This window comes from Haloprofundus marisrubri (assembly GCF_001469955.1).
Classification (GTDB): Archaea; Halobacteriota; Halobacteria; order Halobacteriales; family Haloferacaceae; genus Haloprofundus; species Haloprofundus marisrubri.
Genome location: NZ_LOPU01000018.1, coordinates 296,131 through 312,667, shown reverse-complemented (window position 1 = coordinate 312,667; position 16,537 = coordinate 296,131). Strand labels below are relative to the sequence as shown.

Sequence of the window (16,537 nt, the reverse complement as noted above, 5' to 3'; positions counted from 1 at the left end):
GCACGCGTGAGTCTGGACCAACTGGAGGAACGCGCGTATCGGTGGTACCAAAGCGGTGTCAATCGAACGCTTCTCATCTTCGGACTCGCGGTGATACTGGGCATCGTCAGCCTCTGTACGTTCTTTCTCACCGACGACGGCGTCTCCCGCTTCGAGATACTGCTCGTGTTGGTCTCGACCGGACTGATAATCTACGGCAGTATCGAGAGCGGCTTTCAGTGACTCGTGTACGCGCGCGTGTAGAAAATATCGTCCGGGCGGAACGACGCCGTCAGCGCTTGAAGTGCATCGCCGCGAACGCGACGCAGATTGCGAAGACGAGCAGGCCGCCGAAGATAGGGACGATAGCGCCCTCGCCGTAGTAGCCCATGTACGCGCCGCCGTAGGCGATGGCGACGAACGTCGGAACCGACAGCAGAAAGAAAAGCGACGAGAGATAGCTCGCCAGCGTCGGGTCCTCGTTGTGGCCGGCGTACGTCCCGCGTTCGCGCGTCGAGCGCTCGCGGGTCGGGATATCCTTCGACATGAACGTTCGTTCCGGCCGGGTACCCATAGGTTCGTCGCTCCGAGCGGCGGTCAGGACCAGAACGTCCCGTCGACGACCACCGCACCCAGATAGCCGATGAACAGTTGCGGAATCAGGCTGGTGAACACCAGTCGGGCGATTTCCTCGCGGAGAATCGACTGAATCAGCAAGTCGCGCGTCACCGGGTCGTACGACAGAATCCAAAGCGGTGCCATCGCCGCGACGACGTAACAGGCCGTCGAGACGACGAGGGCGACGATGAACGCTCTGACGCTCTCGGCGAGGTCCTCGCTGAGCAAGTGAACGTACGCGCCACCGAGGAGGCCGGCGACGAACGGGAGCATCGACGGCACCGCCGCGACCATCTGTGTCCGGTTGAACCCGTAGGCGGCTAACGCGACGAGCAGTCCCGTGGCGACGCCGATACCGACGAAACGGAGCTGGTCCGTCGACAGCGAGAGGCGCGAGGCGAGTCCGGAGACGCCGCTTCGAGCGGCCGGAGTCGACCCCGACCCGGCGTTCGAGTTGCCGTTATCCATCGTTGTTCACCCCGAAGGAGATGCGGACGTTCTCGATGTAGCCGACGAGTTCGCCGCCGACACTGATTTCGTTGTCCTCGATTGCGGCCCGCGCCGCGTCGGCCTCGCCGTCGAGCAACTCCAGCGAGATAGTGAACGTCGTCGCCTCTCCCGGCGCCAGTACGGCGTCGGACAGCGACTGGGTTCCGTAGTTGGTGAGTTCCTCGCCGTCGGTTCGGGCGACGAACTGCGCTGTCGTCAACGTCATCGCCTTACTGGTCGGGTTCTCTGCGCGAATCGTGACGAGAAGCGACTCCTCGTCGTCGCCGACGGTGAGCTCTGTCACCGCTCCGTCGATGGTGTTGCTCTGTGCGACCGCTATCTGCGTCTGAAACGTCGCACCGAACAACGCCGCGGTCAGTGCGAACACGACGACGAACGAGACGACGAGTGGTGACCGAAGGGAGGTGTGGAGGGCGTTCGCCACGGATTACTCCGCGTTCGGTGCTGCGGGTGTCCGCATCGCCTCACCGTCGTCGTAGAGGTGACAGGCGACCTGACGCTCGTCTATCGGCCGTGGCTGCGGTACCTCGTCCGCACAGACCGTTCTGAGCGCGTCCAGTTCCGCGACTGCGCTCTCTCGGTCGCCGTCGAGGTACTTTTCGGTCGCCGTCCGCAGCGACGACTCCGTCTCCGACGGCAAGTCGAGTTCGGAAGGGTCGACGCCCATACCGGTGCCGCGGAGTTCGGAACTGTGGCGGTACTCCTCGGGGACGTCGAGCGCCAGTCCGATACTGAGCATCCGCTCGGCGCCGTCGTCGCCGTCGAACTCCTCGCGCTCGAAGTCAGCCTCGCGGAGGCGTATCTTGTACTGGTAGGCGCGTCGGAACGCATCTCGGCTCCCCTGCCAGTCGTCCGGCGGAATGATGTGCGCGCACCGCGGGTGGTAGCGACAGCCACTCGGCGGGTTCCGCGGACTCGGGACCTCGCCGGTGGCGTTCGCGCGGCGACGCTCGTCGGCGATTTCCACGTCGGGAACCGCGTCGAATAACGCCTCGGTGTAGGGGTGTTTCGGGTCCTCGATGAGCTTGTCCGTCGGCCCCTGCTCGATGACGTTGCCGAGGTACATGATAGCGGTCCGGTCGCACATGTAGCGGATGAGCGAGAGGTCGTGGCTGATGAAGACGTACGTAAGGTCGTACTTGTCCTGCAGGTCCTTCATCAGGTTCAACACGCCGGCGCGGATGGAGACGTCGAGCATCGACACCGGTTCGTCGGCGACGACGAAGTCCGGGTCGACGACGAGCGCACGGGCGATAGCGACACGCTGGCGCTCGCCACCGGAGAGTTCCGACGGGAAGGCGTCGAGGTACACTTCGGCCGGGCCGAGGCCGACGTCGTTGAGCACCGTCTTGACACGCTCGCGGCGGTCCTCGTAGGAGTCGGCCATCCCATTGATTTGCAACGGTTCGGCGATAGCGTCGAACACCGTCATCCGGGGGTTGAGACTCTCGAAGGGGTCTTGGAAAATCATCTGGACCCGCTGGCGGAACTCCCGTTGCTGCTCGCGGGACATGTCCGAGATGTCCTGCCCGTCGAAGCGAATCTCGCCTTCGGTCGGTTCGTACAGCTTCACCAGCAGTTTACCGAGCGTGGTCTTCCCACAGCCGGATTCGCCGGCGATGCCGACGATGTCGCCTTTCTCGATGGAGAGGTTGACACCCTCGACGGCGCGGACCGGTTGCGGGTCACGGCCCAGCAGCGTGTCCACAACGCCTTGGGTCATGTCGAACCACTTGTGGACGTTCTCGATTTCGACTAATGACTCTGCGTTGCGGTTTCCTTCCATGTTTCCTCCTTCATCGCCTTCGTTCGTATCTCGTCCAGTTCGTCAGTTCGGTAACACGCCGAGCCGTGTCGCCGGTCGTCCATCGCTTCCTGCAGTCGGCCGGTTTCTTCGACGCTCGCCACGTCGTACATCGGCGGGTGACTTCGTTCGCAGTCTTCGACGGCGAACGGACACCGTTTGCGGAACCGACAGCCCGGGTCGGGGTCGCGCAGATGCGGCGGCGACCCGGGGATGGAAACCAGCTGTTGCTGTTTCTGCGTGATAGTCGGGAACGAGTTCTTCAGCCCCAGCGTGTAGGGGTTTGCGGTCTCGCGGAAGATGTCGTCGCGCGTGCCGCGCTCCATGATTTTCCCGCCGTACATCACGGCCATCCGGTCGCAGATTTCGGCCATGACGCTGATGTCGTGGCTGATGACGAGAATGGAGACGCCGAACTCCTCTTGAATCTGTTCCAGTTCCTCCAAGATTCTGTCTTGGATGATGACGTCGAGCGCCGTCGTCGGCTCGTCGGCGATGAGCAGCGAGGGGTTGCACGCCATCGCCATGGCGATGACCGCACGCTGTTTCATCCCGCCGGAGAACTCGTGTGCGTAGTCGTCGGCGCGTTCGGGGTCGATGCCGACGCGTTCGAGCAGGTCGCGGGCGCGTTCGTCGGCCTCGCGCTTCGTCGTCTGCGGTTCGTGACGGAGGATGGCTTCGACGATTTGGTCGCCCACCTTGTAGACGGGGTTGAGCGCGTTCATCGCGCTCTGCGGGATGAGCGCCACCTCGCGCCAGCGGATGTCCCGAATCTGGGAGTCCGATAGCTCTGCGAGGTTAGTCATCCCGTCGGCGCGGACCGGGTATCGGTCGTCGTCGATTATCTCTTTTCTCGGGTTGCCGTTTCCGTCTTCCCACTGCGGGAGCGTCCCGTCGAACCACATCTCACCGCTTTCGATGTAGCCGTTCGAGTCCAACAGGTGGAGAATGCTCTTTGCGAGCGTCGTCTTCCCACAGCCGGATTCGCCGACGAGACCGTACGTCTCACCCGAATCGACGGTGAAGTTCGCGTTGTCGACGGCGTGGACGTCCGCGTCTTCGACTGCGTATCGTATCGAGAGGTCGTTTACTTCCAGTAGCGTCATTGATTATCTCTGAGGGTTGGTCACGTCCTCCATCGAGAACCCGATGAAGTAGAACGCCGTTGCGATGAGCATGATGGCGAGGCCGGGCGGAAGCAGCCACCACCACGCGGTGAAGATGTAGCCTTCCGCTTGGATGTTCTCCAGCATGATACCCCACGACAGCGAGGCGAAGTCGGCCAGACCGAGATACGCCAGCGCCGCCTGCGTCAGGATGGCCGCCGCGGCGTCCTGTGCGAGGTAGACGAACGACAGCGGCAGCACGTGCGGCATGATGTGCCGGAAGACGATGCGCAGGTCGCTCGCACCGGCGACTTTCGCGGACTCGACGTACGCACGGGTCCGAAGCGAGAGCGTCTCGCCGCGGATGACGATACAGTTGTTGAGCCACGAGGTGACGGCGATGCCGATGATGATGTTCGTCGTCGTCTGGCCGCGAATCGCCACGAGGACGATGAGCAGCGGCAGGAACGGCAGGCCGTACATCACGTCGACGAAGCGCTGGATGGTCTCGTCGATCCAGGTGTCGCCGTAGAATCCACTGATGAGGCCGAGCGGCACGCCGACGAGACTCGACAGGAGACCCGCCGCGAGGCCGATATACATCGCCGTCGACGACGAGTAAATCAGCAGGGTGAGGATACCCCGGCCGTAGGAGTCGGTTCCCAGCGGCGCGAAGAACGGGTCACCGAACGCCGGCGGGTGCGGCAGACTCCGTATCTGTTCGCCGGTCAACCGAGCGTTCTCGTAGCCGATGTACGCGATCCAGTCGGGGGTGTGTGGTGCGAACACGCTGGGGATGAGTGCCCACAGCGAGAATATCGTGAGGACGACGAGGCCGATGACGCCCATCCGGTGTTCGGTAAAGCGGTCCCACCCGCGTCGGACGCGTTCGATGCGTGGCTCCCACGCTCGCTTGTACGATTCGAGTCCGGTCGTAGATTCGCCTTCGGTTGCCATCTAATTCTCCTCCCCGAATTTGATGCGCGGGTCGAGGTACGTGTACGCGATGTCGGTGATGAGACGCATCCCGACGACCAACACGGCGAGCATGAAGAACGCCGCCTGCGTCACCGGGTAGTCGTTGTTCAACACTGCCTCGACGAGAATCTGACCCATGCCGGGCCAGGTGAAGACGGCTTCGGTGATGACCGCCCCGTCGATGAGGAACGCCAACCCGACGATTGCGCCGGTCGCAACCGGGATGAGCGCGTTTCGCGCTGCGTGTTTAATCATCACTGTGCGTTCGTCGAGTCCTTTCGCACGGGCCAAGAAGACGTAGCCCTCGTCGACGACGTTGTTCATCGACGGCCGCATGATGAGCATCGCGCCGACCCAACCGATACACGAGAGGCTGATGAGCGGCAGCGCGATGTGTGTGAGCACGTCCGTCATCACGGTGAACGCGGTCCACTCGAACTCGGGGAACTGCGTCATCATGTAGGCGCTCGGCAACCAGCCCATCTCGTAGTCGAAGAACCAGATGAACAGCCACGCCAGCCAGAACGCGGGCATGGAGTACACCATCAGCGACGTTCCGAAGATGGTTTTGTCCTTCTGGGTACCGCGCCACCAGCCGAGATACATCCCGACCAGCGGACCGACGAGGTAGGCGATGATGTAGCTCGCCCCGAAGAGGATGAGCGTCCGCGGCATCCGCCGCAGAATGAGGTCCCACACCGGAACCCGCCACGTCGGCGACCGGCCGAACTCGCCGGTCTGGTAGTTAATCATGAAGTTGAGATACTGTTTCCACAGCGGTTCGTTGAGTCCCCATACCTCCCGGATGCGCTCGACCTGCGCTCTGGTCATCTCCGGGGAAATCATGCTGTCGATGAACGTCCCGGGTGCGCTCCGGATGAGCGCGAACAGCAGGGTCATGATGAGCAGGAGGGTCAGGTAAGAGACCACGAGCCGCTTTGCGAGATACTTTCCACTGATTCTGGTCATAGTTTCGAGGTCACGGTTTTTTGATACGCGTAATGTTTGCGTTTCTGTCGCACGATTGGGGAGCGAGGTTATGAATGTGTTGGATTACTACGTTTTCGCGGAAAGAAAAGGCCGCAGCGAACGGCGCTACGGCTAAGAGAGTGGATAAAAGAAACGACGACTGTCGACGAACGCAACCGTCGACGTCGTTGGCTTAGTTGCCGCTGTCCTTCAGGTGGACTTGGTTGATGTTCGTTCCGAGGTAGCTGTCGCCCGGCCCGGGGATGTTGCCGACGAAGCCAGTCCACTTCCCGGAGTTGACCGGCCACTGGACCTGTGAGTAGGAGTTAATCATCGTCGGGAAGTCGAGGTAAATCTGCTCGACTGCCTGTTTGGCGAGGTTGTTACGGGTCTCGGTGTCCATCTCCGTGCGGCACTGCGAGATGAGGTCGTCTGCGGACGCGTCCTCGAACAGGCCGTAGCCCATCGGGTTGTTGAGCAGCGTGTCCGTGTTGTCCTCGCTGTGGTCGTCGGCGTTGTCGCTGTGGAAGAGGCTGTAGAGCGAACTCGCACCGAACGGCGAGAGACTGCTCCACGACATCGGGAAGATGTCGAACTCCTCGTTGGCGTAGACGGCGTTCAGCATCGTGTTGAACGTCATCACCTTGCGCTCGATTGGGATACCGACCGAGCGGAGGTTGTTCACGTAGCGCTCGACCATCTGTGCGGCCTTCGGCGAGTCTTTCGCCGGGTAGATGAGCATCTGGAGCGGACCGTCGTTCATGCTGGTGATGGTCTCGCCGTTGACGCGAATCTCCTGGTCGACGTCCGCATCCTGCAGGACGCTGGACTCGACGGGACCGAAGGTGTAGTCGTGCTTCGCCTCGCTCTGACCGGCGCTCACGTCGGTGAGGCTGCCGGGGTAGTCCATGCCGACGAAACTGCCGCTCTCGCCGGTGACGACCTGACCGTCGGTGAGGAACTGACGGATGCCCTCGACGTTGACTTCGGAACTGCTCGCGTCGACACCGCGGAAGGTGAACGCCTGCGTCGCCGCACCGGTCAGGAGTTCGCCGTCGCCGCCGGCGTCGGGGCGCACCGCGGAGTAGCCAGGCGGCATGACGAAGTCACCCTCCTGGACGTAGCCACGCTGGAGCTGCTGGGTCCAGTAGATGTCGTCGTAGGCGAAGCCGAGCACCTGACGGAACGTGGTGTCGTCGAGCGGCGTCCGGCGAAGGTTGAACGAGTAGTGAGCGTAGCCAGTGTCGTAGCCTTTGACGATGCTCATGCCCTCGGTGTTCTGGACCTGTTCGACCTTCGACGTCTCGATGCTGCTGTACAGCGTGTCGATTTCGCCGTTGAGGAACGCCTGCGTCAGTGCAGACTGGCTGCCGTAAATCTTGAAGCGAACCGAGTCGATGAACGGACCGCCGGCGAGCAGGTTCTCGTGGTCTTTGAGCCACTGGAGGTTCTGCAGCGGTGCCTCGTCGCGGAAGGTGACCTCGATGGCCGTGTCGGGGCTGTACGTCGTAATCTCACCCGGACCGGCACCGATGGGGCCGCCGTTCTCCTGGGGCTGATACGCCTGGTAGTCGTCGACGTTCTCCCAGACGTGCTTCGGCAGCAGCGGAACCTGCAACTGCGTCGAGTCGTAGGTGCCGATGGGCTGGGCGAGCTTCATGTGGACGTCCCAGTCGTTGTCGGCCTCTTCGACCGTCTCGACGGGTTCCATCGCCGAGACGTAGCGTCCCGGCTTCTTCTCCATCATGTAGTTGTACGTGAAGATGACGTCCTCGACGGTGAGGTCCTCGCCGTCGCTGAACGTCAGGCCGTCGCGGACGTTGAAGTAGACGTCGGGCGACGCGTCGTCGCCTTCGGCGTTCTCGACGGTCCACTCGGTGTACGCGCTCGGGTTGACGTTGAAGTTGACCGGGTCGATGGTCGTACCCCAGCAGTACACGAAGTCGAGGATGCTCCACGAGTACGCGGAGGACGTCGACAGCGGGTTGATCCCTTTCGGCTGCTGGTCCATACCGACAGTGAACGTCCCGCCGCGGGTCACTTCGTTGGGGTCGGTCGTGTTCTGCGCGGGGGTGTCGTTCTCGGTCTCGCTGGAGGAATCGTTCCCCGTACTCTGGCCGTCTCCGCTGTTGCCACCATCACTGCAACCGGCGAGAGTGAGGGCCACAGCGCCTGCACCGGAGGCTTTCAGAAACCGCCGGCGGCTATCGTTCATCGAATCGTCAGACATGCAGCACCACGTTGACGTATCCCATACTTATATTTGATGGTATTCTCATCAGGGTTCAGTGTGTACGTTGTTCACATTTAACTCGGGAACTGAATCGAACGAGAGTCGTTCAGCGTTCCCGAAACGTCGACCGGCCCTCGATGAAGAAGTACATGCTCATCACGACGGCGGACCCCGACATGGCCAGATAGATGTCACCGGGGACCTGCGTGGGGCCGGTTCGAGAGAGCGCCATCCCCAACAGTCCCCAGAACGCTGCGAGTGCGAACCCCGCACCGAGCAGGAAGAACGCGTAGACCTCTCGCTCTCGTCGGTAGTAGAACATCCCGGCGAGAAACGCCACGGCGGCGATAATCGCCAGTACGCCACGAGTATCGACCATACCGAGTCGGTACGGCCGCCCATACATAAGACCTCCGTGCTCGCGCGGGGCGCTTCCCTCGGCGTGTCGCGTCCCGCACACACCCGCCCTACCGTTTTTGACCGTCAAGGGCATACGTTGCACCGATGGTATCCGCACTGTTCGTCGTCAGCGAGGAGGGGTACTGGGCCGAGGAGTGTATCGAACCGCTCACCACGCTCTCGGATGCGGGTGTCGACGTCACCGTCGCCACGCCGAGTGGGTCGCCGCCGGTGGTCGACGAGCGCTCGCTCGACCCCGACAGCGTCGGCGAGGAGAAGGTAGAACGCCTCCGAGAGATTCACGAGTCCGACGACCGACTCAACAACCCCGAACCGCTCGCAGCGGTGTCAGCGTCCGACTACGACACCGTCGTCTTCCCCGGCGGCCACGGTACCGAATGGGACATCAATCAGGACAAACACGCCAGAACGCTGCTGCGCGACGCCGTCGCCGGCGACGAGGGGAACGCGCTCGTCGTCTGTCACGCGGTCGGTATCCTCGGCTTCACGCACACCGAGGAGGGCAAGTACGTCGTCAACGAACGCGACGTGACCGGGTTCCCCAACGAGTGGGAAGAGGACATCGTCGACGAGAACGACTGCATGCCCGACGGCCGAAAACTGCCGTACTGGGTCGAAGACGAGGTCAAAGCCGCCGGCGCGAACTGGGACGCCGAACTCGACGCCGACACAAGCGTCACCGTCGACGGCGACCTCATCACCGCCCGAGGTCCGGGCTCTTCACACGCGGCGGCGACGACGCTGCTCGACGAGTTGGGTGTCGAAGCCGAGAGCGCGTAAGCAACCGCGGTAAAACGGCGGCCGTCCCGCGCGATTCACTCTATTTTGAACACTGCCTCCTCGATGCTCTCGCTTCGGCAGTCGGGACACCGCGAGGGGTAGTTCACGGGGTCGTCGAAGTTCGAGAAGCCGCAGTTTCGACACTCGGGTGGAGCGACGAGAAACCGTTCGTCGCTCCCGTCGAGCGACTGGGCGACGTGTCTGAGGTGGTCGTAGACGACCGACCGAGGCGCGTCCACCTCCGAGGAGAGACCGCTCGCGGTCATCGGTTCCGCTCGGAGGGCGTCGGCGATTCGCTGTCGGGTCGTCTCGGTGTCGTTCATAGCTTCGAGTACGACCGAACGGCCAAATCGTTTTGGCTCGTGGTCAAATCGGGCAAAACAGTCTTGACGGCTGGCATTGACTACCACTTATGAAGGCAGTCGTCCTTGCCGGAGGCTACGCCACGCGACTTTGGCCGATTACCAAGCACCGCCCGAAGATGTTTCTCCCGGTGGGGGAGTCGACCGTCATCGATACCATATTCTCGGACCTCGAAGCCGACGACCGCATCTCGGAGGTGTTCGTGAGTACGAACGAGTACTTCGCCGACGAGTTCGAGGCGTATCTCGACGACTCCGAGTTCGACAAACCGACGCTGTCGGTCGAGGAGACGAGAGCAGAGGACGAGAAGTTCGGCGTCGTCGGCGCACTCGCCGAGTTGGTCGAACGCGAAGAGGTCGAAGAGGACCTCGTGGTCGTCGCCGGCGACAATCTCATCAGCTTCGACGTCGCCGAGTTCGTCGACTTCTTCGAAGAGAAGAACTCGCCGATTCTGGCCGCCTACGACGTTGGCTCTCGGGAACGAGCGAAGTCATACGGACTCGTCCGACTCGACGGCGACCAAGTCGTCGAGTTCCAGGAGAAACCCGAGGACCCCAAGAGTACGCTCGTATCCATCGCTTGCTACGCGTTCACCGCCGAGACGCTGCCGAAACTCGACGAGTATCTCGCCTCCGACAACAACCCCGACGAACCCGGGTGGTTCCTCCAGTGGCTGCAGTCGCGCGACCCGGTGTACGCGTTCAGCTTCGAGGACGCGTGGTACGACATCGGCACCCCCGAGAGCTACCTCGAAGCCGTCGCGTGGAAGCTCGACGGGCAGAACTTCGTTCACGACGACGCGACGGTCGAAAACAGCGACCTCGGCGACAACGTCCAAGTGCTGGCGGGCGCGGAGGTTCGTGATTCGACGCTCGACAACACCGTCGTCTTCGGAGGTGCCACAGTCGTGGATTCGACGCTCCGAGCCACCATCGCCGACCAGCAGAGCCACATCGAAGGATTGCAGTTGACCGACACGCTCGTTGGTGAACACTCGAAACTCGTCGGCGACGAGTAGACCCCGAACTGTTTCGGGTCCTTCTTTTAGACAACCGCGTGGTCGACGTCTACCGCTCGCCGAGCCAAGCGTCAGTCACCCGAATCCGACCTCGCGTTCCTTCCCACTCCGTCTCGTACTCCAACTCGATTGGACGGGACATGTGCGGGCCGTCGGTCACCAGCGTCTCGAACTCGCCGCCCTCTCCGAGAATGTGGACGCCGTACTCGTCGTTGAGTTCCTCCAACTCGGCGATGGCGTCGGCGTCCAGCGTCCGCCCCAACCACGACTCGTCGAGGCCGTGGGCGGCGACCTGAACGATGGTAATCTCGAAGCCGGCGTCGAGCATCGCGTCGACGAGTTCCCGGGGGTTTTGCTGCCACAAGGGAGCAAAAAGGTCGATGCCGAGTCGGTCGCACATCTGCTGGATTCGATTCGTCTGGAACTCGCTCTCTACTGCACCTGCGGTGACGCCCGCCAAATCGAGTTCCTCGCTCAGTTCTCGCAACGCCGCCTCCATCGGTTCGAGTTCGGCGTCACCTTGTTCGCCGGAGTCAGTGGCCGAATCGGCGTCGAACGAGTCGGGTTCGAGTTCGACGAGTTCGATGCCGACGCTCTCGGCGGCGAGTCGCGCCAGTCGCGTCTCGGGGACGTGGTACATGTACGAGTCGCCCTCGGGGTGGACGGTGAGCAGTCGGCTCACGTTCAGTCCCGCTTCAAGCGCCCGGTACAGCGCCCACGAGGAGTCTTTACCGCCCGAAAAGAGGCTCACCCAGTCGTCGGTCATTGCAGACGGATAGCAACGACTGCGGTTTACACGCACCGATTCGACGTAGTCCGCGTTGGCGACGCGGTCAGTCGGCGATGCTGCAGTCCGCCGTCGCCGACACGCCGGTCAGAACTCGTCGAGTTCCGTTGCGAGCGACTGCCACCACAAGTGGCCACGCTGGCGTACTTCCATGTGTTCGAGTACACCAGCATCTGTCAGTGATTCGAGTCGGGCGTACATCGCCCCGAGCGGCACGTCGAACCGTTCGGCGAGATAGCCCGTGTTGACCACTGGTTCCGGTGCGTGACGAATCGCGTCGACGATGGCGGTCGTAGGGATAGCCGACTCGGACGTGCAGTCGGGTATCTCCGTACTCTCGTCGGAGCGTTCCGGGGGGTCCATACCGTCAGTTGGTCGCACAGCGACTACGCAGTTTGGCGAGGTCCGACCGACAGTACGGAAGATTGAAAAATTGTCGGCAAAACGTGGATTCGAGAGATGTCGAACGACGAGTCAGATGACGAATCCGGTGGCAGCACGTTGCGTACGATTCGACGCGTCGTACTCGTCTCCCTCGGAATCGTCTCCGTCGTCGGGTCGATTCTGGTCGGCCTCACACCGGACGGATGGGATTTCGTCGGTGGATTCGTGATGGCGTTTTTCTTTGGCTACATTTTCCTCAGAGAGGAACTCGAAGCGTACTTGACCGAGCCACAGGAGTGGGCGGCGCTCGCATTCGTTTCGACGGTGGCTGTCGCGCTCGTCCCCGTTTCGGGCGAACAAGTGAGCGACGAACTCGTCGCTGCCTATATCTTCGGCCTCGTCGCCTGCGGGTTCTTCGGTTATCGCGCGGTTCTGCGGGGACGGCGTGCGTACTGAGTCGGCGCTGGTTTCACCTATCGCTGCGGCGAATCAGGCGCGATAGCCCGTATATAACCACGATAGCCACCAGAAGGAGGCCCCACGTTCGCAGGTCGGAACTGCTCACCGCTCTCCCGTCGACGAACACGCTCCACGCGACGATTCCGACCCCGAGAACGCAACTCGTGCCGAGGAGAACGTCGCTCTGCCGGGATGAGAGCTGTCCTCGCAGTCCCGTCCAAACGACGTACGTGACAAACACGACCGCGCCGACGAGAGCCTCTAATAGACCGGGTTCGGCGTCAGACAGACCTAACAACACGAATCCGACGCAAACGAGAACCGAGAGTAGTCCGACGGCCCCGACTTTGGCCCGTGTCAGCGTCTCTGTCATCTCGGATGTATCAAGGGCCTCTTGGGGTTAGTTCCCCTGGAAACGAGCCGAGGCGTCCGCACGGTCAACAGTTCCATTGGAATTTCGTATTCATCCAAGCTGTATCGGTGCGAACGACGGCATATCTCCATTCGAGAAGCAACGAAAAGTGAACTCGGGAGCAACGGTGTTCGACGACGAATCCTTGTTCTGTATCGCAGTCGGGGGTTCACCGACCGAACTATATCACATATAACCGAGGTCGCGCAACCGGCCCATGATGTTCTCTTTGTCCTGCGCGCGGCCTTCTCGTTCGGTCGTTCCGTCCAAATCCTGCATCCACGCCGGGCGCTCGTCGGACTTCGCCGACCCGGATTCGGTGCCGAGCGAGCGGAAGCCCTCGAAGTACTTCGGCGAGACCGGCAAATCCTCGGCGGTCAGACCTTCAGGCAGGTCCTCGCGCGACTCGGGAACGTGTCCGGCCGGGTAGCCCTCGACGGTGTCGGGGACGACGAACTGCCAGAACGCGTCCCAGACGTCACCCTCGTCGAACTGGAGGATGGTGTGGAGGCGGTCGTGCGGCGGGTACTTCTCCGAATCGTGGCGAGGACTGAAGAACGTCTCCTCGGCGCGGGACTCCTGTTCGTCCCAGCGGACGCCCGAGAAGATGCCGTCGAACCCGTACTCGGTGAGCGTCTCGTTGAGGGCGACGGTTTTCAGGAGGTGGTTGCCGACGAACGTGTCGGCATCGAGAACGAGGGTCTCCTCGTCGTACTCCAGTCGGGTGAGTTCCTTCTGCGTCGCCTCGCTGAGTTCGCTCACGGAGAACTCGTCGCCGGGTTCTGCGCCGAGGCGGGCGAACTCCTCGTTGCGGGCGACGACGAGTTCGAGGTCCCACTCGTCGACCCAGCGGTCGACGAAGTCGGTCACTTCGGGAAAATGTTCGAAGTGGTCGATGAAGACGACCGGCGGCACCTCGTGGCCGTTCTCGCGGGCGACTTCCATCACGACGTAGAGGACGAGCGTCGAGTCTTTGCCGCCGGTCCACATCACCGCCGGGTTCTTGTACTGGTCGAGCGCTTGCGCGGTGATTGCGGCGGCCTTCTCGACTTTGTCGGCGAGAGACGGGTAGTCCGCGGCGGTCTGGGAACGTCCGGCGTCGTAGTCGACGTCGAGGTAGTCGGGGAACTGCTCGGTCATCGACCACAACATCCACCGCCGAAGATATCTATCTTTCCGCGGCTATAGGCTGACACAGAACACGGCCCCATCGGTCGCAGCGCCTGATATCGCAGTCGCTCGGAACGTCGCTAAAAGAACAGAAAAACGGCGCGTCGTTCGGCCGTCCCGGGCTCGGGACGAGGTTACTGGCAGTGACCTGCCGACTTCACATGTAGCCGAGGTCGCGCAGACGCTCCATCAGGTCCTCTTTGTCCTGGGCGCGGCCGGCGCGTTCGGTCGTGTTGTCGAGGTCCTGCAGCCACGCGGGCGTCGACTCCGTCTTGTCGGTGGAGACTTCGCTGCCGAGCGAGCGGAAGCCCTCGAAGTACTTCGGCGAAACCGGGATGTCTTCGTGAGTCAGGCCGTTCGGCAGGTCGTCGTAGTCCTGCGGGACGTAGCCCTCGTCGGGGTACTCCTCGACGCTCTCGGGCACGACGAAGTGCCAGAACGTCTCCCAGACGTCGGCCTCGTCGAACTGGAGAATCGGTTGAATGCGGTCGTGCGGCGGGTAGATTTCGGGGTCGTGACGCGGGGAGAAGAACGTCTCGTCGGCGCGGGCCTCCTGTTCGTCCCAGCGAATGCCGGAGATGATGCCGTCGATGTCCTCGGATTCGAGGGTGTCGTTCAGTGCGACGGTCTTCAACAGGTGGTTGCCGACGTACGTGTCGAGCAGGAACGGGAACTCGTCTTCCTCGTATTCGAGAATGTTCCGAACGTGGTGCTGGTTGTGCTCGGAGAGTTCCGAAATCGGGATGTCGTCGCCGGGGGTCAGCCCGTTCTCTTCGACGTAGTCGCCCACGTCGGTGTTCCGAGCGAACTTCACGTCGAGGTTCCACTCGTCGGCCCAGCGGTCGACGAAGTCGAACAGGTCGTCGAAGTGCTGGTAGTGGTCGATAAACACCGCGGGCGGCTTTTCGAGGTCGTAGCGCTCTGCGACCTCGTTGACGAAGTACAGCGTCAGCGTCGAGTCCTTGCCGCCAGTCCACATCACGGCGGGGTTCTCGTACTCTTCGAGGCCGGTCTTCGTCACCTCGATGGCTTTCTCTATCTTGTGCTGGATGCTCGGATAGTCCTCGGCGGTCTCACCCTCACCGTCGGTGTAATCTACGTCGACGTACTCTGGGAAGCCTTCGGGCATCTCGTAATGACATATAATTACTGGAGTAAAGTGTCTTATGGCTCTTCGCAGTGCGTGCATTGACGTGTGTGAAAATCACACGCTCGGCCCATCGAGCGTGTCGCACGCACCAGACGCGTCGAACGTGTCGAAAGGCCGCGTAACCGCTCGGTCGGAGACGGTCTACCGAGAAACTGCCGCGCGTTCAGTTGATGAACTTGTTGTCGCGCCAGTTGATTCCGTTTCCGTTCGAGTTGTTCTGCTGTGGGTTCTCGACGACTTCGACGCTCGCGGGTCGAACGTCGCCTTCGACGATGCGAGTCGCGCGAAGGTCGCCGTCTTCCTCCGTAATCGCGGTGAGCGTTCCTTTCTCGGCGAGTTTCGCTATCTCGCACAGTACCCGAAACATCGGGAACTGCAGCGCCGTGTTCTGCAGCACCGTCTCTCTGTCACCTTTGAAGCAGGCGAACTCGACGAGTTCGGAGGGAATCTCCTCCTCTTCGTCCTGTGCCCACTGCGGTCCGCCCGCTCGTGGTGGTTCCTCCTCGTACACGCGCGTCTCTGTGACGCTCGCCTTGAGCTGTGCTGTCGGTGTGTACTTGCTCAAGCTCTCGTCGTCGGAGATGGCTTTGATGATGAGGGTGTTGTTTCGTCGGGTGATGTCGATGTCGGCGATTTCCGCCGGCAAGTCCGGATTACCGTCGAAGTAATCCTCGACATCTTCGAGTGGCAGTTCAAGCGTCGAATGGAGTCTATATACGCGGCCTGACATTTTTCTTGTGCTTCTGATGGGGGATGGGTTTGGTACTGCGCGATACTGCGCAAATGCCGGTACGCGTGTCCACTAGGGGTGGTGGACATATAGGGGCTACCCTTCCATTCAGGCAAAATATTCAGCGAATGAACTACGAAGAGTCGAGCGTCGCTTCGAGTTCACCGCGTTCGTCGAGTTCGGTAAGGATGTCGCTCCCGCCGACGAACTCTCCGTTCACGTACGTCTGCGGAATCGTCTCCCAGCCACTGTGTTCGGAGAGCGCAGCGCGGTACTGGTCGAGTGCCGGCAGTACGTCTACGGTCTCGAACTCCTCGCGGTGCTGGCTGATGAGTTCGACCGCACGCATCGAGTAGCCACACTGTGGCATCAGTCGGTTCCCCTTCATGAACAGCACCACGTCGTTCTCCTCGATGGTGTCATCGACGCGCTGTTTGACCTCGTCGGCGCTGAGGTCGCTTCCCGGTTGGAACGTCATGCGAGTGGGTATGATACCGCGACAGATAGGGATTGCGCCCGAGGCGGTCGAATTCCGAGACGACGATGCGGGCTGCCAGTCGCCGTACGTAGTTTCAAATACGGGGAGAGAGCCAACCCGCGGTGTGTCGTGACCACAGACCGCGGGCGGTTCGCGGGTGTGCGGCCACCCGCTCGCGGCGACGACGCG

The 16,537-nt window shown here is 61.9% G+C and carries 21 protein-coding genes; 4 read left to right on the top strand and 17 right to left on the bottom strand.

The features are described 5' to 3' along the window. Positions 1-6: 6 nt before the first annotated feature. Positions 7-222: a hypothetical protein gene (locus AUR64_RS07330; protein ID WP_058581290.1), complete on the top strand. Its 216-nt coding sequence runs from the start codon at positions 7-9 to the stop codon at positions 220-222. A 49-nt stretch (positions 223-271) separates the two neighbouring features. Here AUR64_RS07330 and AUR64_RS07325 read toward each other — a convergent pair whose 3' ends face one another. The 9 genes from AUR64_RS07325 to AUR64_RS07285 form a co-directional block, all read right to left on the bottom strand. Then, the gene (locus AUR64_RS07325) at positions 272-526 is read right to left on the bottom strand and encodes a hypothetical protein (RefSeq protein ID WP_058581842.1); all 255 of its coding nucleotides are present in this window, start codon (positions 524-526) and stop codon (positions 272-274) included. 50 nt (positions 527-576) lie between these two features. Continuing rightward, positions 577-1,065, bottom strand: a complete 489-nt coding sequence (locus AUR64_RS07320) for a hypothetical protein (RefSeq protein ID WP_058581289.1) — start codon at positions 1,063-1,065, stop codon at positions 577-579. After that, positions 1,058-1,531, bottom strand: a complete 474-nt coding sequence (locus AUR64_RS07315; RefSeq protein WP_058581288.1) for a hypothetical protein — start codon at positions 1,529-1,531, stop codon at positions 1,058-1,060. Before AUR64_RS07315 ends, AUR64_RS07320 begins: the two co-directional genes overlap by 8 nt. A 3-nt stretch (positions 1,532-1,534) precedes the next feature. Beyond that, positions 1,535-2,893 carry an ABC transporter ATP-binding protein gene (locus AUR64_RS07310; protein WP_058581287.1) on the bottom strand — a complete coding sequence of 453 codons (1,359 nt, stop codon included), beginning with the start codon at positions 2,891-2,893 and terminating at the stop codon, positions 1,535-1,537. After that, positions 2,863-4,017 carry an ABC transporter ATP-binding protein gene (locus AUR64_RS07305; protein ID WP_058581286.1) on the bottom strand — a complete coding sequence of 385 codons (1,155 nt, stop codon included), beginning with the start codon at positions 4,015-4,017 and terminating at the stop codon, positions 2,863-2,865. The genes AUR64_RS07310 and AUR64_RS07305 overlap by 31 nt, the downstream gene beginning before the upstream one ends. Before the next feature lie 3 nt (positions 4,018-4,020). Next, entirely contained in the window at positions 4,021-4,974 is a 954-nt protein-coding gene (locus AUR64_RS07300; RefSeq protein WP_082230645.1) for an ABC transporter permease, read from the bottom strand. Next, positions 4,975-5,964, bottom strand: a complete 990-nt coding sequence (locus AUR64_RS07295) for an ABC transporter permease (protein WP_205628384.1) — start codon at positions 5,962-5,964, stop codon at positions 4,975-4,977. A 193-nt stretch (positions 5,965-6,157) separates the two neighbouring features. Continuing rightward, positions 6,158-8,194 (bottom strand): ABC transporter substrate-binding protein, encoded by a 2,037-nt coding sequence (locus tag AUR64_RS07290; RefSeq protein WP_082230643.1) that lies wholly within the window; start codon positions 8,192-8,194, stop codon positions 6,158-6,160. A 109-nt stretch (positions 8,195-8,303) separates the two neighbouring features. Beyond that, a complete protein-coding gene (locus tag AUR64_RS07285; RefSeq protein WP_058581284.1) occupies positions 8,304-8,576 on the bottom strand; it encodes a hypothetical protein in 273 nt (90 codons plus the stop codon). A 125-nt stretch (positions 8,577-8,701) separates the two neighbouring features. Between AUR64_RS07285 and AUR64_RS07280 the strand changes: the two genes are divergently transcribed. Next, complete coding sequence (locus AUR64_RS07280) at positions 8,702-9,397, top strand: type 1 glutamine amidotransferase domain-containing protein (protein ID WP_058581283.1); 696 nt, start codon at positions 8,702-8,704, stop codon at positions 9,395-9,397. Between the two features lie 35 nt (positions 9,398-9,432). On the opposite strand, the gene AUR64_RS07275 is transcribed toward AUR64_RS07280, so the two are convergent. Continuing rightward, positions 9,433-9,720, bottom strand: coding sequence for a transcriptional regulator (locus AUR64_RS07275; RefSeq protein ID WP_058581282.1), 288 nt, complete (start codon positions 9,718-9,720; stop codon positions 9,433-9,435). A gap of 89 nt (positions 9,721-9,809) precedes the next feature. Between AUR64_RS07275 and AUR64_RS07270 the strand changes: the two genes are divergently transcribed. After that, positions 9,810-10,778 (top strand): sugar phosphate nucleotidyltransferase, encoded by a 969-nt coding sequence (locus AUR64_RS07270; protein WP_058581281.1) that lies wholly within the window; start codon positions 9,810-9,812, stop codon positions 10,776-10,778. Positions 10,779-10,827: 49 nt separating this feature from the next. Here the strand turns inward: AUR64_RS07270 and AUR64_RS07265 are convergent, their stop codons facing one another. Both AUR64_RS07265 and AUR64_RS07260 read right to left on the bottom strand, forming a co-directional pair. Then, positions 10,828-11,544 (bottom strand): diphthine--ammonia ligase, encoded by a 717-nt coding sequence (locus tag AUR64_RS07265; protein WP_058581280.1) that lies wholly within the window; start codon positions 11,542-11,544, stop codon positions 10,828-10,830. 108 nt (positions 11,545-11,652) lie between these two features. Continuing rightward, the gene (locus AUR64_RS07260) at positions 11,653-11,928 is read right to left on the bottom strand and encodes a helix-turn-helix transcriptional regulator (protein WP_058581279.1); all 276 of its coding nucleotides are present in this window, start codon (positions 11,926-11,928) and stop codon (positions 11,653-11,655) included. Between the two features lie 96 nt (positions 11,929-12,024). On the opposite strand from AUR64_RS07260, the gene AUR64_RS07255 reads away from it, so the two are divergent. After that, positions 12,025-12,405 (top strand): hypothetical protein, encoded by a 381-nt coding sequence (locus tag AUR64_RS07255; RefSeq protein ID WP_058581278.1) that lies wholly within the window; start codon positions 12,025-12,027, stop codon positions 12,403-12,405. A gap of 13 nt (positions 12,406-12,418) precedes the next feature. On the opposite strand, the gene AUR64_RS07250 is transcribed toward AUR64_RS07255, so the two are convergent. The 5 genes from AUR64_RS07250 to AUR64_RS07230 all read right to left on the bottom strand — a co-directional run bounded on the left by AUR64_RS07250 (position 12,419) and on the right by AUR64_RS07230 (position 16,348). Next, positions 12,419-12,781 carry a hypothetical protein gene (locus AUR64_RS07250; protein ID WP_058581277.1) on the bottom strand — a complete coding sequence of 121 codons (363 nt, stop codon included), beginning with the start codon at positions 12,779-12,781 and terminating at the stop codon, positions 12,419-12,421. Positions 12,782-13,006: 225 nt separating this feature from the next. Beyond that, positions 13,007-13,960, bottom strand: a complete 954-nt coding sequence (locus tag AUR64_RS07245) for a phosphoadenosine phosphosulfate reductase family protein (protein ID WP_058581276.1) — start codon at positions 13,958-13,960, stop codon at positions 13,007-13,009. 187 nt (positions 13,961-14,147) lie between these two features. Continuing rightward, positions 14,148-15,119 (bottom strand): phosphoadenosine phosphosulfate reductase family protein, encoded by a 972-nt coding sequence (locus tag AUR64_RS07240; protein ID WP_058581275.1) that lies wholly within the window; start codon positions 15,117-15,119, stop codon positions 14,148-14,150. A 184-nt stretch (positions 15,120-15,303) separates the two neighbouring features. After that, positions 15,304-15,870: a DUF7110 family protein gene (locus AUR64_RS07235; RefSeq protein ID WP_058581274.1), complete on the bottom strand. Its 567-nt coding sequence runs from the start codon at positions 15,868-15,870 to the stop codon at positions 15,304-15,306. A gap of 133 nt (positions 15,871-16,003) precedes the next feature. Beyond that, positions 16,004-16,348, bottom strand: a complete 345-nt coding sequence (locus AUR64_RS07230) for a glutaredoxin family protein (RefSeq protein ID WP_058581273.1) — start codon at positions 16,346-16,348, stop codon at positions 16,004-16,006. Between the last annotated feature and the right edge of the window lie 189 nt (positions 16,349-16,537).